Origin of the sequence: Pseudonocardia phyllosphaerae, from assembly GCF_046546475.1 — a bacterium.
Lineage (GTDB): Bacteria > Actinomycetota > Actinomycetes > Mycobacteriales > Pseudonocardiaceae > Pseudonocardia > Pseudonocardia phyllosphaerae.
On sequence record NZ_JBKGXS010000002.1, the window covers coordinates 365,496 to 385,593 of the forward strand.

General features: G+C 75.3%; 14 protein-coding genes and 1 pseudogene. All 15 read right to left on the reverse strand.

Translation table 11 applies throughout. The features are described from left to right. Positions 1-291 precede the first annotated feature (291 nt). The 15 genes and pseudogenes from ACLE50_RS07050 to ACLE50_RS07120 all read right to left on the reverse strand — a co-directional run bounded on the left by ACLE50_RS07050 (position 292) and on the right by ACLE50_RS07120 (position 19,980). Complete coding sequence (locus ACLE50_RS07050) at positions 292-2,064, reverse strand: hypothetical protein (protein ID WP_410942587.1); 1,773 nt, start codon at positions 2,062-2,064, stop codon at positions 292-294. 88 nt (positions 2,065-2,152) lie between these two features. Then, a complete protein-coding gene (gene wag31, locus ACLE50_RS07055; protein ID WP_410942588.1) occupies positions 2,153-3,142 on the reverse strand; it encodes a DivIVA-like cell division protein Wag31 in 990 nt (329 codons plus the stop codon). A gap of 49 nt (positions 3,143-3,191) precedes the next feature. Then, positions 3,192-3,485, reverse strand: a complete 294-nt coding sequence (locus ACLE50_RS07060; RefSeq protein ID WP_410942589.1) for a YggT family protein — start codon at positions 3,483-3,485, stop codon at positions 3,192-3,194. Positions 3,486-3,488: 3 nt separating this feature from the next. Further along, entirely contained in the window at positions 3,489-4,265 is a 777-nt protein-coding gene (locus ACLE50_RS07065; RefSeq protein WP_410942590.1) for a cell division protein SepF, read from the reverse strand. A 105-nt stretch (positions 4,266-4,370) separates the two neighbouring features. Further along, positions 4,371-5,078: a YggS family pyridoxal phosphate-dependent enzyme gene (locus ACLE50_RS07070; RefSeq protein ID WP_410942856.1), complete on the reverse strand. Its 708-nt coding sequence runs from the start codon at positions 5,076-5,078 to the stop codon at positions 4,371-4,373. 149 nt (positions 5,079-5,227) lie between these two features. Next, positions 5,228-5,974 (reverse strand): peptidoglycan editing factor PgeF, encoded by a 747-nt coding sequence (gene pgeF, locus ACLE50_RS07075; RefSeq protein WP_458788550.1) that lies wholly within the window; start codon positions 5,972-5,974, stop codon positions 5,228-5,230. 767 nt (positions 5,975-6,741) lie between these two features. Beyond that, positions 6,742-7,731 (reverse strand): annotated as a pseudogene (gene ftsZ, locus ACLE50_RS07080) (cell division protein FtsZ); the annotation flags it as partial. 346 nt (positions 7,732-8,077) lie between these two features. Beyond that, a complete protein-coding gene (locus tag ACLE50_RS07085; RefSeq protein ID WP_410942591.1) occupies positions 8,078-8,944 on the reverse strand; it encodes a cell division protein FtsQ/DivIB in 867 nt (288 codons plus the stop codon). Beyond that, positions 8,941-10,380 (reverse strand): UDP-N-acetylmuramate--L-alanine ligase, encoded by a 1,440-nt coding sequence (murC, locus tag ACLE50_RS07090; RefSeq protein ID WP_410942592.1) that lies wholly within the window; start codon positions 10,378-10,380, stop codon positions 8,941-8,943. Before murC ends, ACLE50_RS07085 begins: the two co-directional genes overlap by 4 nt. Beyond that, positions 10,377-11,453, reverse strand: a complete 1,077-nt coding sequence (locus ACLE50_RS07095; RefSeq protein WP_410942593.1) for a UDP-N-acetylglucosamine--N-acetylmuramyl-(pentapeptide) pyrophosphoryl-undecaprenol N-acetylglucosamine transferase — start codon at positions 11,451-11,453, stop codon at positions 10,377-10,379. The genes murC and ACLE50_RS07095 overlap by 4 nt, the downstream gene beginning before the upstream one ends. A gap of 1,406 nt (positions 11,454-12,859) precedes the next feature. Continuing rightward, the gene (gene ftsW, locus ACLE50_RS07100) at positions 12,860-14,221 is read right to left on the reverse strand and encodes a putative lipid II flippase FtsW (RefSeq protein WP_410942594.1); all 1,362 of its coding nucleotides are present in this window, start codon (positions 14,219-14,221) and stop codon (positions 12,860-12,862) included. Next, positions 14,218-15,669 carry a UDP-N-acetylmuramoyl-L-alanine--D-glutamate ligase gene (murD, locus tag ACLE50_RS07105; protein ID WP_410942595.1) on the reverse strand — a complete coding sequence of 484 codons (1,452 nt, stop codon included), beginning with the start codon at positions 15,667-15,669 and terminating at the stop codon, positions 14,218-14,220. Before murD ends, ftsW begins: the two co-directional genes overlap by 4 nt. 56 nt (positions 15,670-15,725) lie before the next feature. Further along, positions 15,726-16,796, reverse strand: coding sequence for a phospho-N-acetylmuramoyl-pentapeptide-transferase (mraY, locus tag ACLE50_RS07110; RefSeq protein WP_410942596.1), 1,071 nt, complete (start codon positions 16,794-16,796; stop codon positions 15,726-15,728). Then, positions 16,793-18,295 (reverse strand): UDP-N-acetylmuramoyl-tripeptide--D-alanyl-D-alanine ligase, encoded by a 1,503-nt coding sequence (locus tag ACLE50_RS07115; RefSeq protein WP_410942597.1) that lies wholly within the window; start codon positions 18,293-18,295, stop codon positions 16,793-16,795. The genes mraY and ACLE50_RS07115 overlap by 4 nt, the downstream gene beginning before the upstream one ends. Then, complete coding sequence (locus ACLE50_RS07120) at positions 18,292-19,980, reverse strand: UDP-N-acetylmuramoyl-L-alanyl-D-glutamate--2,6-diaminopimelate ligase (RefSeq protein WP_410942858.1); 1,689 nt, start codon at positions 19,978-19,980, stop codon at positions 18,292-18,294. Before ACLE50_RS07120 ends, ACLE50_RS07115 begins: the two co-directional genes overlap by 4 nt. Positions 19,981-20,098 lie beyond the last annotated feature (118 nt).

Consider the following 20,098-nt stretch of genomic DNA (forward strand, 5'->3'; position numbering starts at 1 on the left):
GACGACGGCGACCCGTCCGGATCGCGCCGCGGTACCACCCCGCTTGCCCGCGCACGACGTGCCCGGGCCTCTCGTTCGGCGGCGCTGACGGGCCGCACCCGTCCGGTTCTACTCCGGCCGCGCCGTGGGAGACGTCGCCCGTTTCTTCCGGAGGCTCCCCGGTGATGGCCGGATCGGTGCCTGTGTGACCAGGGTAGCGCGGATGCGCACGTCGATATTCCCGGGCTCGGTACACCGCGGCGGCGCCTTGCCTCCGGAACGTTCCACCGGCGAGGCGCCGCCGGCAGTCGATCAGCGGGCCTGCGCGGGGTGGCGACGGTCGAGGGTGCGGTTCGGCGAGCACCAGCCGCACGGCGTGAATCCCAGCTCGACGGCCTCGCTGACCGGCAGCGGGATCACCGAGTTCCCGGGCAGTGCCCGGCAGGCCTGCACGTGGTAGCGCGGGTGCTCGTCGATGACGAGGACCTCGTCGGCCAGCCGGGCGACGCGGTGGGTCAGTGTCGGGGTGCCGGACTCCTCGGGGGCGTCGCCGTCCATCAGCGGGCCGCCGGTCTGCTGCGGCTCGTGCCCGGTGGCCGCGCCGCTGCCGCCGGTTGTCGAGGTGGTTCCGTAGGCCGCGCCGGTCGCGGCGCCACCGGCCGCTGCGGTGCCCGCGGCGGCAGCGCCGCCGCGGCTCCCGGCGGTGTCGGACGCGGCCGCGGTACGGCCCGCCCCGTCCTGCTGCTGTGCTGCGGCGCCCTGCTGTGCTGCGGTGCCCTGCTGTGCTGCGGTGCCCTGCTGTCCGGTGCCGGTGGGCTGCCGGTCGGCTCCGTGGCCGACAGGTGCACCGGCGCCGGTCCACGGCGAGTGCGCGGTCGTCCCGGTGTGCGACACCGCGGCGCCGGTACCGGCGGGGGCATCGGAGCGGTGAGGAGCCTCGGAGCTGCCGGAGGCATCGGCGTTCCCGGAGGTGTCCGTGTTCCCGGGTGCGCCTGCGTTGTTCCCGAGTGCGCCTGCGTTGCCGGATGCACCTGCGGGGGTGTCGGCGGTCGCGGCCCGGTCCTGGGACGTGGCGGCGTCCCGCTCGCCGGGAGCGGCGTCGTCGGCCGGACCGGAGGTCGTCGGCTCGGCCGTGGGCGGGGCATCGGCCGTGGGCGGGGCACTCGTGCTCGAGGCACCAGTGGCCGGGATCTCTCGTACGGGGATTCCGGGTGCGGCGGTCCCGGGTGCGGAGGTGGAGCTCGAGCCTCCACCGCGGGATGCGGCCACGGCGGCTCCCGCCGCACCGGCCAGTCCTGCTGCACCCGCGGCACCGGCCACGGCACGCCCGGGGCCGCCGGAGCGGTCGTGCGTGTCCGCGGTGGCACCGGATGCGGGCTCCGACCCGGACTCCGGCGAACCGGTCGTCGGACCGGTGGAGTCCGGGGAACCCGGCACGGCGTCCGCGGCCGACCCGGACGGGCCGGACCGGGCGGGGTCGCCGCCACGATCCGCGCCGTCCGGCCCGTCCGTTCCGCCGTGTTCGTGTGCGGACCCGGCCGCGTTCGGCGTCCGGTCCGACGGAGCACCCGCACCTCCGTCGGCCGGCACCGCCGCAGCGGGGCCCACCGGATGACCGTCGGCGGATCCCGAGGGACCCGATTCGGTCACCGAGGGTGACGAAGAAGCACTCGATCGGGAGTCGCCCGACGGTCCGCCCGGAGAGCCGGACGGTGGCACCGCCGGCATCCGGATCGTCGCTTCGGAGGCGTTCACGCCGCCGTCGCCGGCCGCGTTCCCGCCACGGACCGCCGGGAGGACCTGTGTGGCGGGCTCCATGTCGGCGCCGTAACGCGCCTGCATGGCCGCCCGCTCGGGGTCCTGCCCGGCTCCCGGCCGACCCACGTCGTCACCGGTGCCGGAGCCCTCTCCCCGGTCCCCGGACCGCACTGCGGACCGGGTCTGCCACCAGTCGTAGGCCAGGAGGGCGGCAGCGACCAGCGTCACTGCCACCGACACCCAGGCCAGGGCCACGACCTGCAGGAACCAACCTGCGAGCAGCAGCGCCAGAGCGATGACCACGAGGATCAGGACCAGCACCAACATCGGTGAACTCCGTGGGTCGGCAGCGGAACCCGTCCGCCACCCGTTCGTCGTCGGTCGTCTCCGGGGCGGCTCTCACCGCCCCGGGACATCAGCTCCCGGTGTCGGCGCGCTGCGCGTACCCGGAGGACGCGTAGCCGCCGTTGGAGCCCGACCCGTTGGCGGACCCGCTGGTGGAGCTGCCGGACGAGCTCGAGCCGGAGCCCGAGCCGCTACCGGACGACGTGCCGGTGGAGCTGCCTGTGGCGTTCGCCGAGTCCGACGGTGCGGCCGACCCGCGGCCCTCGAGGTCCCGCAGCTGGGACTCCAGGTAGGTCTTGAGCCGGGTGCGGTACTCGCGCTCGAACGTGCGGAGCTCGTCGATCTTCTTCTCCAGCACGGACTTGTCGCGCTGGATGGCACCGATGATCTCGGTCTGCTTGCGCTCGGCGTCGCTGACCAGGCCGGATGCCTTGTCGCGCGACTGGCGCTCGAGGGTCTCGGCCCGCGTGCGGGCGTCGTTGAGCATGGTCTCGGCGCGCGAGCGCGCGTCATTGACCAGGCCGTCCGCCTTGGTGCGGGCGTCGGAGAGGAGCTGCTCGGACTTGGTCCGGGCATCCGACAGCATCGTGTCGGCCTCGTTCTTCGCCTCGGCGGTCAGCCGGTCGGCCATCTCCTGGGCGAGGCCCAGGACCTTGGCCGCCTGCACGTGGTGGTCACCCCCCTCGTCGGACGAGGAGCCCGTGCTCGCACCGGCGGCGGCGAGCTGCGGGGCCGGGGCACCGGTGGACGGACCACCGTGCGCACCGCCCTGGGCGGGCTGAGCGGTCGTCGGGGCGGACGCCTGGATCGCCTGGGTCTGGGCGGGCGCGGACTGGGACTGGCTTCCGCGTGCCTCCTCCAGGTCGGACTCGGCATCGCCGAGCCGCTGCTCCAGCTGCGCGACCTGGTCGCGCAGGTCGTCGTTCTCCCCGATCAGGCGGGCCAGCTCGGCCTCCACCAGATCGAGGAACGCGTCGACCTCGTCCTCGTTGTAACCCCGTTTCCCGATAGGGGGTTTGCTGAACGCGACGTTATGAACGTCGGCGGGCGTCAGCGGCATCGTCGGATCACCTCATGCGGTCCTCGGCGGCAAACCGGGTGACTGGGGCTCACACCGGTCTAGGGTCGGTGACGTTCATCAGGATGAACACCACCAACAGAAGCACCATAATCGACAGGTCCAGTCCGACGCCTCCGATGCGGACGACGGGGATCACTCTCCGCAGCAACTTGATGGGCGGATCGGTGACCGTGAACACGACCTCGAGGGCGACCGCGCCGGCTCCGGCGGGCCGCCACTGGCGCGCGAACGTCCGGACCATCTCCACGACGATCCGGGCCGCGAGCAGCAGCCAGAAGAAGAACAGCAGGTAGTAGATCAACAAGCCGATCGCTGAGGACACGGCTCAATCCTGTCGTACGGCTCCGCGCTCGGCGAGCCTGCGTGCGTCATCGGCCGACACGTCGACATCGGCCGGGGTGAGGAGGAACACCCGGTCGGTCACCTTGTCGATCGATCCGCGGAGGGCGAACGCGAGGCCTGCGGCGAAGTCCACCAGGCGTTTCGCGGCCGCACCGTCCAGGTCGGTCAGGTTCATGATGACCGGGACGCCGTCCCGGTAGCGCTCGCCGATCGTGCGCGCCTCGTTGTAGCTGCGCGGGTGCAGCGTGGTGATCGAGGCCGGCCCGGAGGCGGCGCGGTCGCGCTGCTCCGGGCTCGACGACGGCGCGGGCACGGCGGCCACCGCGGGCCGCTCCTCGCGGGCCGGGCTGCGGACGCTGTCGGGGTCGACGGCGAGGGCTCCGCGGACCGGTGCGCCTGCGCCGCCACCGATCGGCGTGGGCAGCCCGCGGTCGGTTCCGCGGCTGCCCGGGAGCGACTCGGTGTCCCGCTCGACGCGCGGATCCGTCCGCACGGCGCGCGCCGGACGGAGGGCCTCCCGCGCCGGGCGGCCGCTCCAGGGCTCCTCGAAGCGGTCCGCACGCTCGTAGCGGTCGCTCTCGTAGTCGTCGGCGTAGGTGTCCGGCTCGGCGAAGCGACGGTCCGCGGAGGACCAGCGGTCCGAACGCGACCCGGCGTGGTGGTCGTGGCCGCCCAGGTAGTGGTCCTGTTCGTCCACATAGTCCATCTCGTCCGCCGGGACCATGCCGAAGTAGGCCTTCAGCCGGTACATCGCGCTCATCCGCTGTCCCCTCGCGTTACTGCTCGACTCCACGCGCACGAGTCGTGCGTACGCGCGTGTTGGCGACGGTCTCGCCGATGGCCTCTTACCCGTACCGACCAGCGATTAGTCGGAGGTTATCCGTCGTTCCCCCACAAGAGCCGTACCGACACGCACCACGGTCGAACCGTGCGCGATCGCGGTCTCGAGGTCCCCGCTCATGCCGGCCGACAACTCCACGGCGCCGGGGTGGGCCGCCCGGACCCTGGCGGCGGCCTCGGCGATCCGGGTGAACGCCTCCTCCGGCGTACGGTCCAGCGGTGCGACGGCCATCAGGCCGCCGAGGGTGAGGCCGTCCAGCTCACCGATCAGATCGGTCAGCTCGGCGAGTCCCTCGTCGGGCACGCCGCCGCGGTCCGGGTCGCCGTCGACGCTGTACTGCACCAGCACCGGCAGCGGTGTGTCCCGCTCGCCGCGGTCGCGGGCCTTGACGACCTCCTTGTCGATCGCCCGGGCCAGCCGCGGCGAGTCGACGGAGTCGATGCGCGCCACCCAGGGCAGCACGGCGCGGACCTTGTTGCGCTGCAGCCCGCCGACGAAGAACCAGCGGGGCGCGGCGTCCGGGCGCAGCGCGGCGACCTCGCCGACCTTCGCCGACGCCTCCTGGGCCCGGTTCTCGGCGAACGCGGTCTGCCCGAGGTCGAGCAACCCGGCGACGTCGGCGGCGGGCACCGTCTTGGTGACCGCGGTCAGCGCGACCTCGGCCGGGTCGCGGCCGGCGTCCCGGCAGGCCGCGTCGAGGCGTTCGCGGACGGCGGCGAGCCGGTCGGCCAGCTCGGCGGCCCGGTCCGCGGTGACGTCCCGGGGCCCGGTCGCGCCACCGGGATCGGTCGCGCCACCGGGATCGGGGGCGCCATCGGGATCGGTCGTGTCTCGGGGGTCGGGCGCGTCGTGGGGATCTGAGGGAGCGGAGGACACGCCGCTCATCGTGCCGGGCGACCCGCCGGTGCGCCCTCGGGGCGGGGGTCGAGCCAGGTGATCGCGGCGTGGCGCCCGCAGCGGCCCTCGCCGCGGTGGCTGTAGAGGTCGGGGTCCTCGACGGTGCAGCGCGGGTCGAGCCCGACCCGGGTGACGCCGCGGTCGGCGAGGCGGCGGGTCAGCCCGGCCCGCAGGTCGAGCCCGGCGGTCCCCCGCCGGGTCCGCGACGCGCTGCCCGGCAGGGCGGCGTCGACCTCGGCGCGCATGGCGGCCGGGACCTCGTAGCAGGCCCCGCAGACGGCCGGGCCGAGCAGCACCTCGACCTGCTCCGGGCGGGCGCCGAGGGCGACCATCTCGTCGAGGACGGCGTCGAGGACGCCGTCGGCGGCGCCGACCCGTCCGGCGTGCGCGGCCCCCACGACCCCGGCGACCGGGTCACCGAGCAGCACGGGGACGCAGTCCGCGGCGAGCACGGCGATGCCGAGCAGCGGTACGTCGGTCACGACGGCGTCGACGTCGGCGATGTCGGGGGCGACGCCACCGGTCCCGGGCCGGGCCCGGGGCGGCTCGCGCAGCACCGCGACGTCACGACCGTGGACCTGCTTGAGGAACACCAGGCCGGCCAGACCCAGCTCCCGGACGACCCTGGCCCGGTTCGCGGTGACCGTGGCGGGGTCGTCACCGACCCCGGAGGACAGGTTGAACGTCGAGAAGGGGCCGCCGGAACGGCCACCGGCCCGGGTCGTCGTCACCCGCCGCACCCGGAGTGGGGTGGTGGGGCGCCCGGACTCCGCGGAGGGAGCCGGGGTGGACGATCCCGGGCCGGTGGTGGTCACCGTACGAGGGTACTGCTCGGCGTCACAGGAGGACCTGCGCCGTGGACTGCTCAGCGCCGCATGAACGGCGGCACGTCGACGTCGTCCTCGACCTGCTCGTCGGCCGGCCGCGCGCCCGAGGACCGCTCCGGCGTCGACGCCTGCGGGGCCGGGGTGGCGGCCTGCTGCTGGGTCTGGGTCGCGACCCCCGAGGTCTGCTCGCCGCCCTCCGGGCGGACCTCCGGCTGGCGCGGTGCCGGGGCGGTCGGCTGCGCGGGCGGCAGGACGCCGGTGCGCTCCGGGTTCTGGTTCTGCTGACCCGGCTGGTTCTGCGGCTGCACCGACGCGGGCAGGCCCGGGGCCTGCTGGTTCGGCGCGCCCTGCCCGTTCTGGTGCTGCCCGTTCTGGTACTGCCCGTTCTGCTGCTGGCCGTTCTGGCCGTTCTGCGGCAGGCCGTTCTGCTGCGGCTGGCCGTTCTGGGCCTGCCCGGCGTACTGGCCCTGCTGCTGGTTCTGCGCGTACGGGTTCTGCTGCTGGGCGTACGGGTTGGGCTGGTTCTGCTGCCCGTACTGGTTCTGCTGCCCGCCGTACTGCTGCTGGTTCTGCTGCTGGTTCGGCTGGGAGGCGGTGAACCGGGCGTTCGGCGACTGCTGCTGGTTCTGGTTCTGCTGCTGGTCACCGCCCTGCTCGGATGCCTTGGAGCTGCCTCGCCCGAAAACGCCCGGGTCGAGCTTCTTGTGCGTCGGGGTGCCGCCCTCGAACCCGGCCGCGATCACGGTGATCCGGACCTCGTCGCCGAGCGAGTCGTCGATCACCGTGCCGAAGATGATGTTGGCCTCGGGGTGCGCGGCCTCCTGCACCAGCGACGCCGCCTCGTGGATCTCGAACAGACCCAGGTCGGAGCCACCGGCGATCGACAGCAGCACGCCCTGGGCGCCGTCCATGGACGCCTCGAGCAGTGGCGAGTTGATCGCACTCTCCGCGGCCTGCACCGCTCTGCCCTCGCCGCGGGCCGAGCCGATGCCCATCAGCGCGGACCCGGCACCGGACATGACCGACTTGACGTCGGCGAAGTCCAGGTTGATCAGACCCGGGGTGGTGATCAGGTTCGTGATGCCCTGGACACCGGAGAGCAGCACCTCGTCCGCGGAGCGGAAGGCGTCCATCAGGGAGACCCCGACGTCACCGAGCTGCAGCAGCCGGTCGTTCGGGATGACGATCAGGGTGTCGCACTCGTCGCGCAGCTGCTGGATGCCGTCCTCGGCCTGACCGGCGCGGCGACGGCCCTCGAAGGTGAAGGGGCGGGTGACGACACCGATGGTCAGGGCGCCGAGCTTGCGGGCGATCGACGCGACGACCGGCGCTCCGCCGGTGCCCGTCCCGCCGCCCTCGCCTGCGGTCACGAAGACCATGTCGGCCCCCTTGAGGACCTCCTCGATCTCCTCGGCGTGGTCCTCGGCGGCCTTGCCACCGACGTCGGGGTTCGCGCCGGCACCGAGACCGCGGGTGAGCTCGCGGCCGATGTCGAGCTTGACGTCGGCGTCGGACATCAGCAGGGCCTGGGCGTCGGTGTTCACCGCGATGAACTCGACACCCTTGAGGCCGACCTCGATCATGCGGTTGACGGCGTTCACGCCGCCGCCACCGATGCCGACGACCTTGATCACGGCCAGGTAGTTGTGCGGGGGCGTCATGCGGCACCTTCCAGTCACTCGGGGTTTCCGGTTGCAGCTCCGGGTGCCCCGGGCCGTCAGAGCGCGACGCTAAGTGGCGGGCAGGCCCCGGGTCCAGCAGGCGCGCCGCGCGTCGGCAACACCCCGCCCGGGTGGTGCCGGTCCCGGACGGCGTGAACCGCGCAGCGTGGCCGCACCGTCACGCAGCGCATACCGTGCCGGTACGCGCGCGGGAGAGCCGAGCGTCCACCGCCGCGGGCCGCCGCGACACCGCCGGACGGACGAAGTGGATCACCCGATCGGGACGACGTCCCGGCGCGTCGCACCGGGCCCCGGCCGGGCCGTACCGGCCGGGAGCCGGACACCGTCAGCGACGGACGGTGACCAGGTCCGGGCTGGAGACGTCGTAGACCGAGCCCTCGCGGGACAGCAGCGGCCCGAGCGCGACGGCCCGCCGCTGGGTCGCGGCCGGGTCGGCGGTGTCGGCCCACGGGCCGAACAGGACCCGGCGGTTGCCGGACAGGGTGAGCTCGACCGTCGACCCGCCCGCTCCGAGCACGACGGTCTCGACCTGGCCGCGGATCTGCGGCGGCAGCGCCTGCAGCACGGCGACGGCGCCGTGGGTGGCCGGGTCGTCCGGGGCCACCCGGGGCAGCGCCAGCACCGGCAGCTTCGCCGTCGGCGGCGCGGTGCGGTAGGCGAACCCGTTGACGTCGACGAGCTTGCGGCCTCCCGGGGTGTCGATCACCCCGGCCGGGGTCCGCTCGGTGACGGTCACGGTGAGGGTGTGCGGCCAGGACCGGCCGACGTCGACGGTGGCGACGCCGGGGATGGCCGATACCCGGGAGGCGACGGCGTCGGTGTCGACGGCGGCCAGCGGCGTGCCGGGGTCGACGGCGGCGGCGTCGGACACGTCGCGCTGCGGGATCTGGCGGGTCCCGGCGATCTCGACCTGGTCGACGCCGGGGCCGAAGCGCGACAGCGCCCACCAGCCGCCCGCGGACACCCCGAGCACGACGACGACCGCCGTCGCGACCAGCGCGATGGCGCGGCGCATCGCGTGCCGGCCACGGGGGCGTGCGGCCGGTGCGGGACCGCTGCGGGTGCTCCGGGTGCGGGTGTCGCGGCCCGCGGGGCGGGAGCCCGAGCCGCCGCGGCGGTCGCGGCCGGGCGCCGGACGGGCCCCCGACGAGCCGCGCCGGGCGCCGTCGCGGGCACCGCCGGCGCCGCTCATGCCGGGTCCCCGCCCGCCAGCTCGCGCAGGACCTCCGGTCCGAGCACGGTCACGTCGCCCGCTCCCATCGTGATGACGGTGTCGCCGTCGGCGGCCAGCCCGGCCAGCGCGGCGGGCACCTGCTCCCAGGACGGGGCACGGTGCACGTGCTCGTCGGGCAGCCGGACGGCGTCGGTGATCAGCGCCGGGCCGACGCCGGGCTCCGGGTCCTCCCGGGCGCCGTAGACGTCGAGGACCATGACCTCGTCGGCCAGCGACAGCGCCTCGCCGAACTCGGCGGCGAACAGCCGGGTCCGCGAGTACAGGTGCGGCTGGAACGCCACGAGCACGCGTCCGCGGCGGCCGTGGCCGGAGCCGGTGGCCTCCCGGGCGGCGCGCAGGGTGGCGGCGACCTCGGTGGGGTGGTGGGCGTAGTCGTCGTAGACGGTGACGCCGCGGACCCGGCCCTTGAACTCGAAGCGGCGCTGGACGCCGCCGAACCCGGCGAGGCCGTCGAGCAGCACGTCCGGGTCCTGCCCGACGGCGACGCCGGCCAGGAACGCCGCGAGCGCGTTGAGCGCCATGTGCTCGCCGGGCACGCCGAGGCGCAGCTCGCGCTCGACGCCGGCGTGCCGGAAGCGGGTCACCGAGCCGGTGCCGTCGGGGGTGAAGTCGAGCAGCCGGGCGTCGCCGGCGCCGGTGGCGCTGCGGCCGTAGCGGGCGACGGTGAACCCGGCCCGCTCCCCCGCGACGGCGACGTCCTCGGCGCCCGGGTCGTCGGCGCAGGTGATCAGCGTGGCTCCGGGCACCAGCCGGTCGAGGAACCGGCGGAACACCGCGTGGTAGGCCTCGGCGTCGCCGTGGTGGTCGAGGTGGTCGGGCTCGACGTTGGTGACGATCGCGACCGACGGCGCGAACACGGTGAACGAGCCGTCGCTCTCGTCGGCCTCGACGACGAACACGTCGCCGCTGCCGTGGTGCGCGCCGGTCCCCGACACGGTGAGGTCCCCGCCGATCGCGAACGACGGGTCGGCCCCGGCGTGCTGCAGGGCGACGGTGACCATCGACGTCGTCGAGGTCTTGCCGTGCGTCCCGGCGACGGCGACCAGGCGCCGTCCCTCGGTCAGCGCGGCCAGCGCGACGGACCGGTGCACGACGTCCAGGCCCTGCTCGCGGGCCGCGGCCAGCTCGGGGTTGGTGTCGCGGATGGCGGTGGAGACGACGACGGTGGGTGGGTCCTCGCCGTCGTGCTGCAGGTGGGCCGCGTCGTGCCCGGTCTCGACGCGGGCGCCGAGGGCGCGCAGCGCGGTGACCGCGCGGCTCTCCCGGGCGTCCGATCCGGTCACGGTCACCCCACGCGCCAGCAGGATGCGGGCGATGCCGCTCATGCCGGCACCCCCGATCCCGATCAGGTGCACGTGGGTGCCGAGCGCGTTGTCCTTACCGGCGGAGTTCACCGGCGTGCCACCTCCATCACGATCTTCGCGAGCTTCTCGTCGGCCTCGCCGTGGCCGGCGGCACGGGCGTGCCGTCCCATGGCCTCGGCGCGGTCGGAGTCGGTGAGGATCGGCAGCAGCTCCCGCAGGGCGGCCTCGCCGTTCATGTCCTCGTCGGGGATCAGGACCCCGCCGCCTGCCTCGACGACGGGGCCGCAGTTGAGGGCCTGTTCGCCGTTGCCGTGCGGCAGCGGGACGTACACCGCGGGCAGCCCGACGGCGGTGAGCTCGGCCACCGTGGTCATTCCGGACCGGCCGAGAACGGCGTCGGCGGCGGCGTAGGCCAGGTCCATCCGCTCGATGTAGGGCATCGGGTGGTAGCCGGGCCGCGGGTCGGCCGGGGTGCCGTGCTTGCCGTAGGCGTGCAGCACCGACACCCCGCGCTCGACGAGCCCGGGCAGTGCCTCGGCGACCGCGGAGTTGAGCGTGCGGGCTCCCTGCGAGCCGCCGAACACCAGCAGCACCGGACCGTGCGGGGGCAGGTTGAAGTAGTTGCGGGCCTCGGGGCGCAGCGCCGCGCGGTCGAGCGTGGTGATCGACCGGCGCAGCGGCATTCCGACGACCTGCTCGTGCGGCAGCCCCGTGCCCGGGACGGCGGTGGCGACGGCCGCGGCGAACCGCGCGCCGACCTTGTTCGCCAGCCCGGCGCGGGCGTTGGCCTCGTGCACGACGATCGGCACCCGGCCGCGTGCGCCCAGGTAGGCGGGCAGCGAGACGAACCCGCCGAACCCGACGACGACGTCGGCGTCGACGTCGTCGAGGACGTCGCGGACCCGGCGGACGGCGCCGCGGACGTTCCCGGGCAGCTTCAGCAGGTCGGCACTGGGCTTGCGCGGCAGCGGGACCGGCGGGATCAGCTCGAGCGGGTAGCCGCGGGCCGGGATCAGCTGGGTGTCCAGGCCCTTGTCGGTGCCCAGCGCGGTCACCCGCGAGTCCGGGACGAGCCTGCGGATCGCGTCGGCGACGGCGAGCGCGGGCTCGATGTGCCCGGCCGACCCGCCACCGGCGACGACGACGGACAGCCCGCCGCGCACGGCGGTCGTGGCCTGCTCCCCCGCCGGACGCGTGGTGGCCGGCGGGCGGCCGGGGGCCGCGTCGGGCTGCGGATCGGCGCGTGCGGAGAGGGTCGGCGCCGGACCCTGCTGGGCCGGGCCCTGCTGAGCCGGACCCTGCGGACCCGGCCGCTGCGGGCCGGGGCCCGGCGGTGGGCCGGGCGGCAATCCGCCGGGCGGCGGTCCGGGGCGGCGCGCGCCGGGCGGCGCGATCCCCGGCTGCTGCGGTCCCCGGGGACCCTGCGGCGGGGTCTGCGGATTCTGCGGCGGGGTCTGCGGATTCCCCCGGCCCTGCGGACTCCGGGGACCCGGCGAAGCCGGGAAACTCTGCGGCGCATCCGGTCCGGACGACATCGGCCCCTGCGGACCGTGCCCCTGCGGACGTGCGGGGTCATGCGGATGTGCGGGGTCGCTCGGAGGTACGGGGTCGTGCGGACGTACGGGATCGTGCGGACGCGGCCCCGGGGGCGGCGCGGCACTCGGGTCGAACAGCCCGCCGGGCTGCGGCGCGTTGGGGCGCGCACGCCCTGGCCCGGACGGCAGCGGTCCACGACGCCCTGGCACCTGCGGGCCCGTTCCCGGCGAACCGGGACCGGGCTGACCGGGCCCCTGCGGACCGGCACCGGGCTGCCCCGGGCCCTGCGGACCGGGAGCCCCCTGACCCGGACCCTGCTGCCACGGGCTCTGCTGCTCCGGAACACCCTGACCCGGGCTCTGCGGAGCGGGGCCCTGCTGCCACGGCCCCGGCTGTGCCGGACCGTGCGCGTCCCGGCCCTGGACGTCCTGACTCTCGATGTCCCGGCCCTCGATGTCCCGGCCCTGAACGTCCCGATCCTGCGCGTCCTGGTCCCGCGCGTCCCGGTCCCGCGCATCGTCGTCCTGCGGGCCCCGGGGCCCCGGACCGAACTGCTGCGGTCCCCCCGGCTGCCGCGGACGCCCGGGCGGCATCCCCGCCGGAGGCATCCCGACTGGCGGCGTCCCCTGGTCCCCGGAAGGCTGGTCCCCGGACGGCTGGTCCCCGGACACCGGGCCGCGGTGCGCACCGTCGGACGGCGCACCCGCAGACCCCGCCGCCCCCTCGGCGGACGCGGACCCGGCGGACGCGGAGCGGCCCTCCGCGTCGGGGTCCGCGGCCCGCGGCACGCCGTTGCGGCCGGAGCGGGCGCCGTCGTGCAGGTCCGGGTTCCAGCCGGTCGCGGGGAACCGGGCCCCACCCCCGTCGTCGGCCGGTCGGTACGGCGCCTGGCCGCCGGTCCCGGTGGAACCGTCGTCGGCGCTGCCGTCCTGCTCCCTGCCCGTCACGCTCTCGTGCCCCTCGTCCCAGTCGCGGTCATCGGTGTCGCTCACACTCGCACCCGCGGATCATCCGATCGCGCGGGGCACCTTCATCATCGGGCCGCCGACCGCGGCGCCGGCGGACCGGCCGCGCGGTACGGCTCGGGCAGCGGCAGCCGCAGCAGCCGCGCCACCCGGCCCTGGCCGTCCTTGCGCAGGGCCGCGATCGCCTCCGGCTCGTGCCGGGCGGCGTTGGTCAGCACACCGAACACGAACATCGTGACGACCATCGACGTCCCGCCGGAGGAGATCAGCGGCAGCTGCAGGCCGGTGACCGGCAGCAGACCCACCACGTAGCCGATGTTGATCGAGGCCTGGACGATCAGCCCGGCCGTCGACGTCGCCACCACGATCCGCAGCCACGGGTCGGTGTTGCGGGCCGCGATGCGCATCCCGGTGTAGGCCAGCACCGCGAACAGCGCCAGCACCGCGAACGCGCCCACCAGCCCGAGCTCCTCGCCGATGATGGCGAAGATGAAGTCGTTGTGGGCGTTGGGCAGGTAGTCCCACTTCGCGCGCCCCTGCCCGAGCCCGACGCCGAACAGGCCACCGTCGGCGAGCGAGTACAGCGCCTGCGTCGCCTGGTAGGCCGGGCCGAGCGGGTCCGAGCCGCCGGACAGGAACGAGGAGATACGGCTGGCCCGGTAGCCGGCCGTCAGACCCAGGACGATCGCGCCCACCAGGCCCCCGCCGGCGATCAGGGCGAGCAGCCGCATCGGGGCGCCGCCGAAGTAGAGCAGCGCGAGCATCGCGATCCCGATCGAGATCGTCATGCCGAGGTCGGGCTGCAGGACGAGCAGCGTGAAGATGACCAGGGTGACCGGGACGACCGGGTTCAGTGCGTGCTTCCAGCGGTGCATCACGGCGCGGCGGGCGGCGAGCACGTGCGCGCCCCACAGTGTCAGCGCGATCTTCACCGCCTCCGACGGCTGCAGCGAGATCGGCCCGAACGCGAACCAGGACCGGGAGCCGCCGCGGACCGCGCCGATCCCCGGGATCAGCACCGCGACCAGTGTGCCCAGCCCGATCAGCAGCAGGATCGGCGCGACCGAGCGCAGCCGCTGCGGCGACACCCGCAGGCCGATGTAGAACAGCACCAGCCCGACCGCGCAGAACATGAGCTGCTTGGTGAAGATCGAGTACGACGACCCGCCGGTGGACAGCGACGACACCGACGACGCCGAGAGCACCATGACCAGGCCGAACAGCGTCAGCAGGCCGAACACCCCGAGCACCAGGTGCAGCGAGGTCAGCGGGCGACGCAGCCAGCGCCGCAGCCGGCGCGAGGCGGACCGGGTGCCGGTCCCGAGCGCGACGGCGGCGGTGCGGACCGGGCTGTCGTCGGCGCCCGAGCCGGACCCGGGGCTCTCTCCCGGGCGCCGTGCACCGGCGGACTGCCTGCTCGCCGGGCTCACGGGGTCTCCCCGAGCGCGGCGACCGCGGCCGCGAAGGCGTCCCCGCGGTGGCCGTAGTCGCGGAACTGGTCCATCGACGCCGCCGCCGGGGCCAGCAGCACCACGTCACCGGGCCCGGCCAGCGCCGCGGCACGACGCACGGCCTCGGGCATCGGGTCCGCGGGAGTGTCCGCGGGTGTGCTCGGGGCAGGGGTGTCTCGCTCGGAAGAGGGCACCATCGCTCCATCGTGGCCCCCGGTGACCTCCTGAACCGGGAGGCCGGGGGCGTGTCGCGTGAGCGCCTCGACGATCGGCGCACGCTCGGTGCCGATCACGACGGCCCCCGCGAGCAGCGCGGAGTGCTTCGCGGCGAGCTCGCCGAGCACCTCCGGGGCGACGCCCTTGAGCAGCCCGCCGACCACCCAGACCGCCTTCGCACCGGGCGAGCGGGCGGTGACCGCGGCCAGCGCGGCGTCGGTGGCGTGCGGGTTGGTGGCCTTGGAGTCGTCGAGGTAGCGGACGCCGTCGTGCTCCCCCACCGGGGCGCTGCGGTGCGGGCCGGGGGTGAACTCGGCCAGGGCCTTGCCGATGGTCCCGGCGTCGACGCCGTACGCGCGGGCGAGCGCGGCCGCGGCCAGCGCGTCGGTGACCCCGGGCGGTCCCGGCGGGACGACGGCGTCGGCGGGCAGCAGGTCCCCGCCGCCGAACGCGCGGTCGACCAGCATGCCGTCGACGACGCCGAGCTGGTCCGGCCCGGGCTCGCCGAGCGTGACCCCGGCCTTGCGCGGCGCGGGCGCCCCGGCGAGCAGCGCGGCGGCCACGGCGTCGTCGGCTCCGGCGACGGCCACGTCCCCGACCAGGGCGTGTGCCTTCGCCGAGGAGTAGCCGGCCATCCCGCCGTGCCAGTCCAGGTGGTCCTCGGCGACGTTGAGCACGACGCCCGCGGCCGGGTGCACCGACGGCGACCAGTACAGCTGGAAGCTCGACAGCTCCACGGCCAGCACCTCGTAGCGGGGCCCGGCCGACGCCACGGCGCTGACCACCGGGTAGCCGATGTTCCCGCAGGCCACCGAGGACAGCCCGGCGGCGTGCAGGATCGCGGCGAGCATCTCGGTCGTCGTCGTCTTGCCGTTGGTGCCGGTGACGACCAGCCAGGCAGGCGGGTTCGACGACGCCCGCCCGAGCCGCCACGCCAGCTCCGGCTCGCCGATCACCTCGGCGCCCGCGGCGTGCGCCTGCGCGACCAGCGGGTGGTCGGGACGCCGTCCCGGCGAGGTGACGACGGTGTGCACGCCATCGGGCAGGCCGTCGCCGGTCCACGGCGCGACGCCGTCGGGCAGCGCGGCCAGTGCGTCGGCCCGGTCGTCGGAGACCAGGACCTCGGCGTCGGCGTCGCGCAGTGCGGCCGCCGCGGCGAGCCCGGAGATCCCGGCCCCCGCGACGAGGACCTTCCCGAAACCGCTGCCCATCCCGACCCCTGTCCTCGAAAACTCCGCATGCCGGACGCCGTCGCGCCCGGACCCCGTCACGCCGAACCGGACGCGGCGAGCCACTCGCTGTAGAAGATGCCCAGCCCCATCGCCGCACAGATCGCGGCGAGCAGCCAGAACCGGATGATCACCGTGGTCTCGGCCCATCCGGCGAGCTCGAAGTGATGGTGGAACGGCGCCATCCGGAACAGCCGCCGCCGGGCCGTCCGGAACACCACGATCTGCAGCGACACCGACAGCGCCTCGACCACGAACACGCCGCCGATGACGACGATCAGCAGCTCGGTGCGGGTCACCATCGACAGCCCGGCGAGCAGGCCGCCGAGCGCCAGGGACCCGGTGTCGCCCATGAAGATCCGGGCCGGGGCGGCGTTCCACCAGAGGAAGCCGATGCAGCCGCCCATCGCGGCCGCGGCGACCAGGCCGACGTCGAGCGGGTCACGGATCTCGTAGCAGCCGGCGTTCGCCGCGATCGCGCAGCTGTTGCGGAACTGCCAGAACGCGATGATCACGTAGGTGCCGAGCACCATCGCCGCGGTGCCTGCGGCGAGGCCGTCGAGCCCGTCGGTCAGGTTCACCGCGTTCGACCAGGCTGCGACGATCAGGTTGCACAGCACGATGAACCCGATCGTGCCGAAGCTCAGCACCGTGATGTCCCGGACGAAGGACAGGCTGTCCGAGGCCGGGGCCAGGTTGCGGTCGTTGGCGAATCGCAGCGCGACGACACCGAACACGGTCGCCGTCAGCACCTGCCCGACGATCTTCGAGGTCTTGTTCAGACCCAGGTTGCGCTGGCGGTGGATCTTGAGGAAGTCGTCGAGGAACCCGACGACGCCCAGCGCGGTGGTCAGGAACAGCACCAGCAGCGCCGACGCGGTCACCGGCTCCTGGGTGAACACGTGCGAGCCCAGGTAGCCGACCCAGATCGCCAGCAGGATCGCGACGCCGCCCATCGTCGGCGTGCCCCGCTTGGACTTGTGGCTCTGCGGGCCCTCCTCGCGGATCTCCTGCCCGAAGCCCTGCCGGGCGAAGAACTTGATCAGGTACGGCGTCAGCAGGATCGACACCGCGAGCGCGAGGCCCGAGGCCAGGAAGACACCCCTCACCGGCGCACCAGCCCCTCGGTCGTCTCCGCCAGGACGGCGGCCGCGACGCGCTCCAGCCCGGCGCTGCGCGAGGCCTTGACCAGTACGACGTCACCGGGCTCCAGCTCGTCGCGCAGCAGCGCGGCCGCCGCGCCGACGTCGTCGACGTGGGTGACGCCCGTGCTGTCGGTGCTGCCGGTGCTGCCGGTGCTGTCGGTGCCGCCGTAGTCCGGGGCGCCGACGGCCAGCACTCGGGCGCCTGCGGCGCGCGCCGCGGCCGCGGTGTCCCGGTGGGCGGCGGCGACCTCGCCGGGATCGCTGCCGATCTCGGCCATCGGCCCGAGCACCGCCCAGGTCCGGCGTCCCTCCCCGGCCAGCGAGGCCAGCGCGGTGAACGCGGCGGCCATCGACTCGGGGTTGGCGTTGTAGGCGTCGTTGACCACGGTCACGCCGTCGGCGCGGTCGGTGACCTCCATCCGCCAGCGCGACGCGGGCGTCGCCGCGGACAGCGCGGCGGCGACCCCCTCGGGGGTCCCGCCCAGCTCCAGGGCGACGGCGGCCGCGGCCAGCGCGTTCGACACCTGGTGCTCGCCGAGCAGCTGCAGCGCGACGTCCGCGGATCCCTGCGGGGTGTCCAGCCGGAACGACGCCCGGCCGGCCTGCACCGTCACGTCCTCGGCCCGGACGTGCGCGTCCGCCGAGCGCCCGAAGTACACGACCCGGGCCGGGGTGCGCGTGGCCATGGCGGCGACGGCGTCGTCGTCGGCGTTGAGGACGGCGACACCGCCCCGGTCCCCTGGCAGGTCCCCTGGCGGCAGCGACTCGACCAGCTCGCCCTTGGCCTGCGCGATCCCGGCGCGGGAGCCGAACTCGCCCAGGTGCGCGGACCCGACGTTGAGCACGACCCCGATCCGGGGCGGCGCGACCGCGCACAGCGCGGCGATGTGCCCGGTGCCGCGCGCGGAGAACTCCAGCACGAGGTGGCGGGTCGTCGCGTCGGCGCGCAGCGCGGTGTAGGGGGTGCCGAGCTCGTTGTTGAACGACTCCGGCGGCGCGACCGTCGGCCCCAGCGGGGCCAGCACGGCCGAGAGCAGGTCCTTGGTGGAGGTCTTGCCCGCGCTGCCGGTCACCCCGACCACGGCCAGCCCGGGCAGCGCGCCCAGCACGTGGCGGGCCAGCCGGCCCAGCCCGGCGAGGACGGCGGCGCCGTGCCCCTCGGGGTCGACCGCACCCAGGTAGGTGTGCGCGTCGCGGTGCTCGGCAGGCGGGCAGACCACCGACGGCGCGTCGACCTCGCGGCCGGCGAGCACCCCCGCGCCACCGCAGAGCGTCACCTCGCGGGCGAAGTCGTGCCCGTCGGCCCGCTCACCGGGCAGCGCGAGGAACAGCCCGCCGGGGCCGATCCTGCGGGAGTCGAACTCCACCGCCGTGACGGTCGTCGCCGCCGCCTTCTCGTCGGTGACCCCGTGCAGCCGTCCCCCGGTCACCGCAGCGACCTCGGACAGCGTCATCTCGATCATCGCCGGCTTCCGCTCCTGTCCACCTGCTCGTTCGTCCCCCCACCGGCACCGGTCGCCGCGACCGCGGCGGCCAGCTCGTCGGCGTCGTCGAAGGGGTGTTTCACGCCGCGGATCTCCTGGCCGGTCTCGTGTCCCTTGCCCGCCACGACGACGGCGTCGCCGGGCCGGGCGTGCGCCACCGCGTACTCGATGGCCGCGCGCCGGTCGCCGATCTCGACGACGTCGCCCCCGGCAGGCTCGCCGTGCGCGCCCTCGAGCATCGCGGCCCGGATCGCGGCCGGGTCCTCGCTGCGCGGGTTGTCGTCGGTCACGACCAGCAGGTCCGAGCGGATCGCGGCGGCCGCGCCCATCAGCGGGCGCTTGCCGGTGTCGCGGTCCCCGCCGCAGCCCAGCACGGTGATCACCCGCGCGGACGGCTCGACCTGGTGGCGCAGCGCGTCGAGCAGCGCCGCGACCGCGGCCGGCTTGTGCGCGTAGTCGACGACGCCCAGCCACGGCTGGCCCGCCTCGACCTTCTGCATCCGGCCCGGGACCGACAGCCGGGCGAAGCCCTCCGCGGCGGTGGCCGGGTCGATGCCGTCGGCGTCGAGCACGGCCAGCGCGACCAGCGCGTTCGCCACGTTGTAGTGGCCGGGCAGCGGCAGCGTCACCGGCTGGGCCAGCCCGCCCGGGCCGACCGCGGTGAAGGTCTGGGTGCCGTCCGGGTGCGCGACGAGGTCGCGGACGGTCCACGAGGCGTGCGGCCCGTCCGGGTTCGACGACACCGTCACCGCGTCCGGGCGGCGGGTGGCCAGCTGGCGGCCCCACTCGTCGTCGACGCAGACGACGGCGTGCCGGGACGCCTCGACACCGGCCCCTCCCCCGCCGAACAGCCGGGCCTTGGCCTCGAAGTAGTCGGCCATCGTCGGGTGGAAGTCCAGATGGTCCTGGGACAGGTTGGTGAACGCACCGACGGCGAACCGGGACCCGCCGACGCGGCCGAGCGACAGCGCGTGGCTCGACACCTCCATCGCGACGTCGGTGACCCCCTCCTCCACCATCACCGCGAACAGTGCCTGCAGGTCCGGGGCCTCCGGGGTGGTGAAGGCGCTCGGCAGTGCACGCGACGGCGCGCCGGGCACCTGCACCCGGGTGCGGACGGTGCCGAGCAGCCCGGTCGCCCGCCCGGCGGCCACCAGACCGGCCTCGAGCAGGTGCGCGACGGTCGTCTTCCCGGACGTGCCGGTGACCCCGAGGATCCGCAGCCGGGCGGTCGGCTCGCCGTAGATCGCGGCCGAGACCGGGCCGAGCACCTCGCGCGGGGCCGGGTGGACCAGCACCGGGAGCCGGGAGTGCCGGATCTCGGCGCGGTCGGCGCCCGCGGCGTCGGTGAGGATCGCCGCGGCACCGGCGGCGATGGCCTGGCCGGCGTAGTCCGCTCCGTGCACCCGGGCGCCGGGCAGCGCCGCGAACAGGTCGCCGGGGCGCACCGCTCCGGCGCGCAGCGTGGCGCCGGTGACGGTGTACGGGCCGCCGGGCGAGGCCGGGGCCAGCGCGTCGTCGAGCAGCGGGCCGGGGCCGGCACCCGCGGTGCGCGGGTTCAGCTCCGCCCCGGCCAGGCGGGCCAGCAGGGCGACGTCGACCGGTCGTACGGTCGTCGGGCGGTCGGGCAGGGGGTCCGGGGCACGGTGGTGCCGCCCGGTCACGGGGGGCGCCGGGGTCGAGGCTCGGGCCGTCACGGCGCGGAGATTACCGACCGCGCGGGGCCGCCCCGGGCCCGGCACCGGCCTGGCCCGCCGGGGGCCGACCGGTCGGCGCAGCGGG

Coding starts and splice junctions, on each gene's coding strand:
- ACLE50_RS07050 (WP_410942587.1), bottom strand. CDS start 2,064: ATGTTGGTGCTGGTCCTGATCCTCGTGGTCATCGCTCTGGCGCTGCTG.
- ACLE50_RS07115 (WP_410942597.1), bottom strand. CDS start 18,295: ATGATCGAGATGACGCTGTCCGAGGTCGCTGCGGTGACCGGGGGACGG.
- murD (WP_410942595.1), bottom strand. CDS start 15,669: ATGGGCAGCGGTTTCGGGAAGGTCCTCGTCGCGGGGGCCGGGATCTCC.
- ACLE50_RS07085 (WP_410942591.1), bottom strand. CDS start 8,944: ATGAGCGGCGCCGGCGGTGCCCGCGACGGCGCCCGGCGCGGCTCGTCG.
- ACLE50_RS07065 (WP_410942590.1), bottom strand. CDS start 4,265: ATGAGCGCGATGTACCGGCTGAAGGCCTACTTCGGCATGGTCCCGGCG.
- wag31 (WP_410942588.1), bottom strand. CDS start 3,142: ATGCCGCTGACGCCCGCCGACGTTCATAACGTCGCGTTCAGCAAACCC.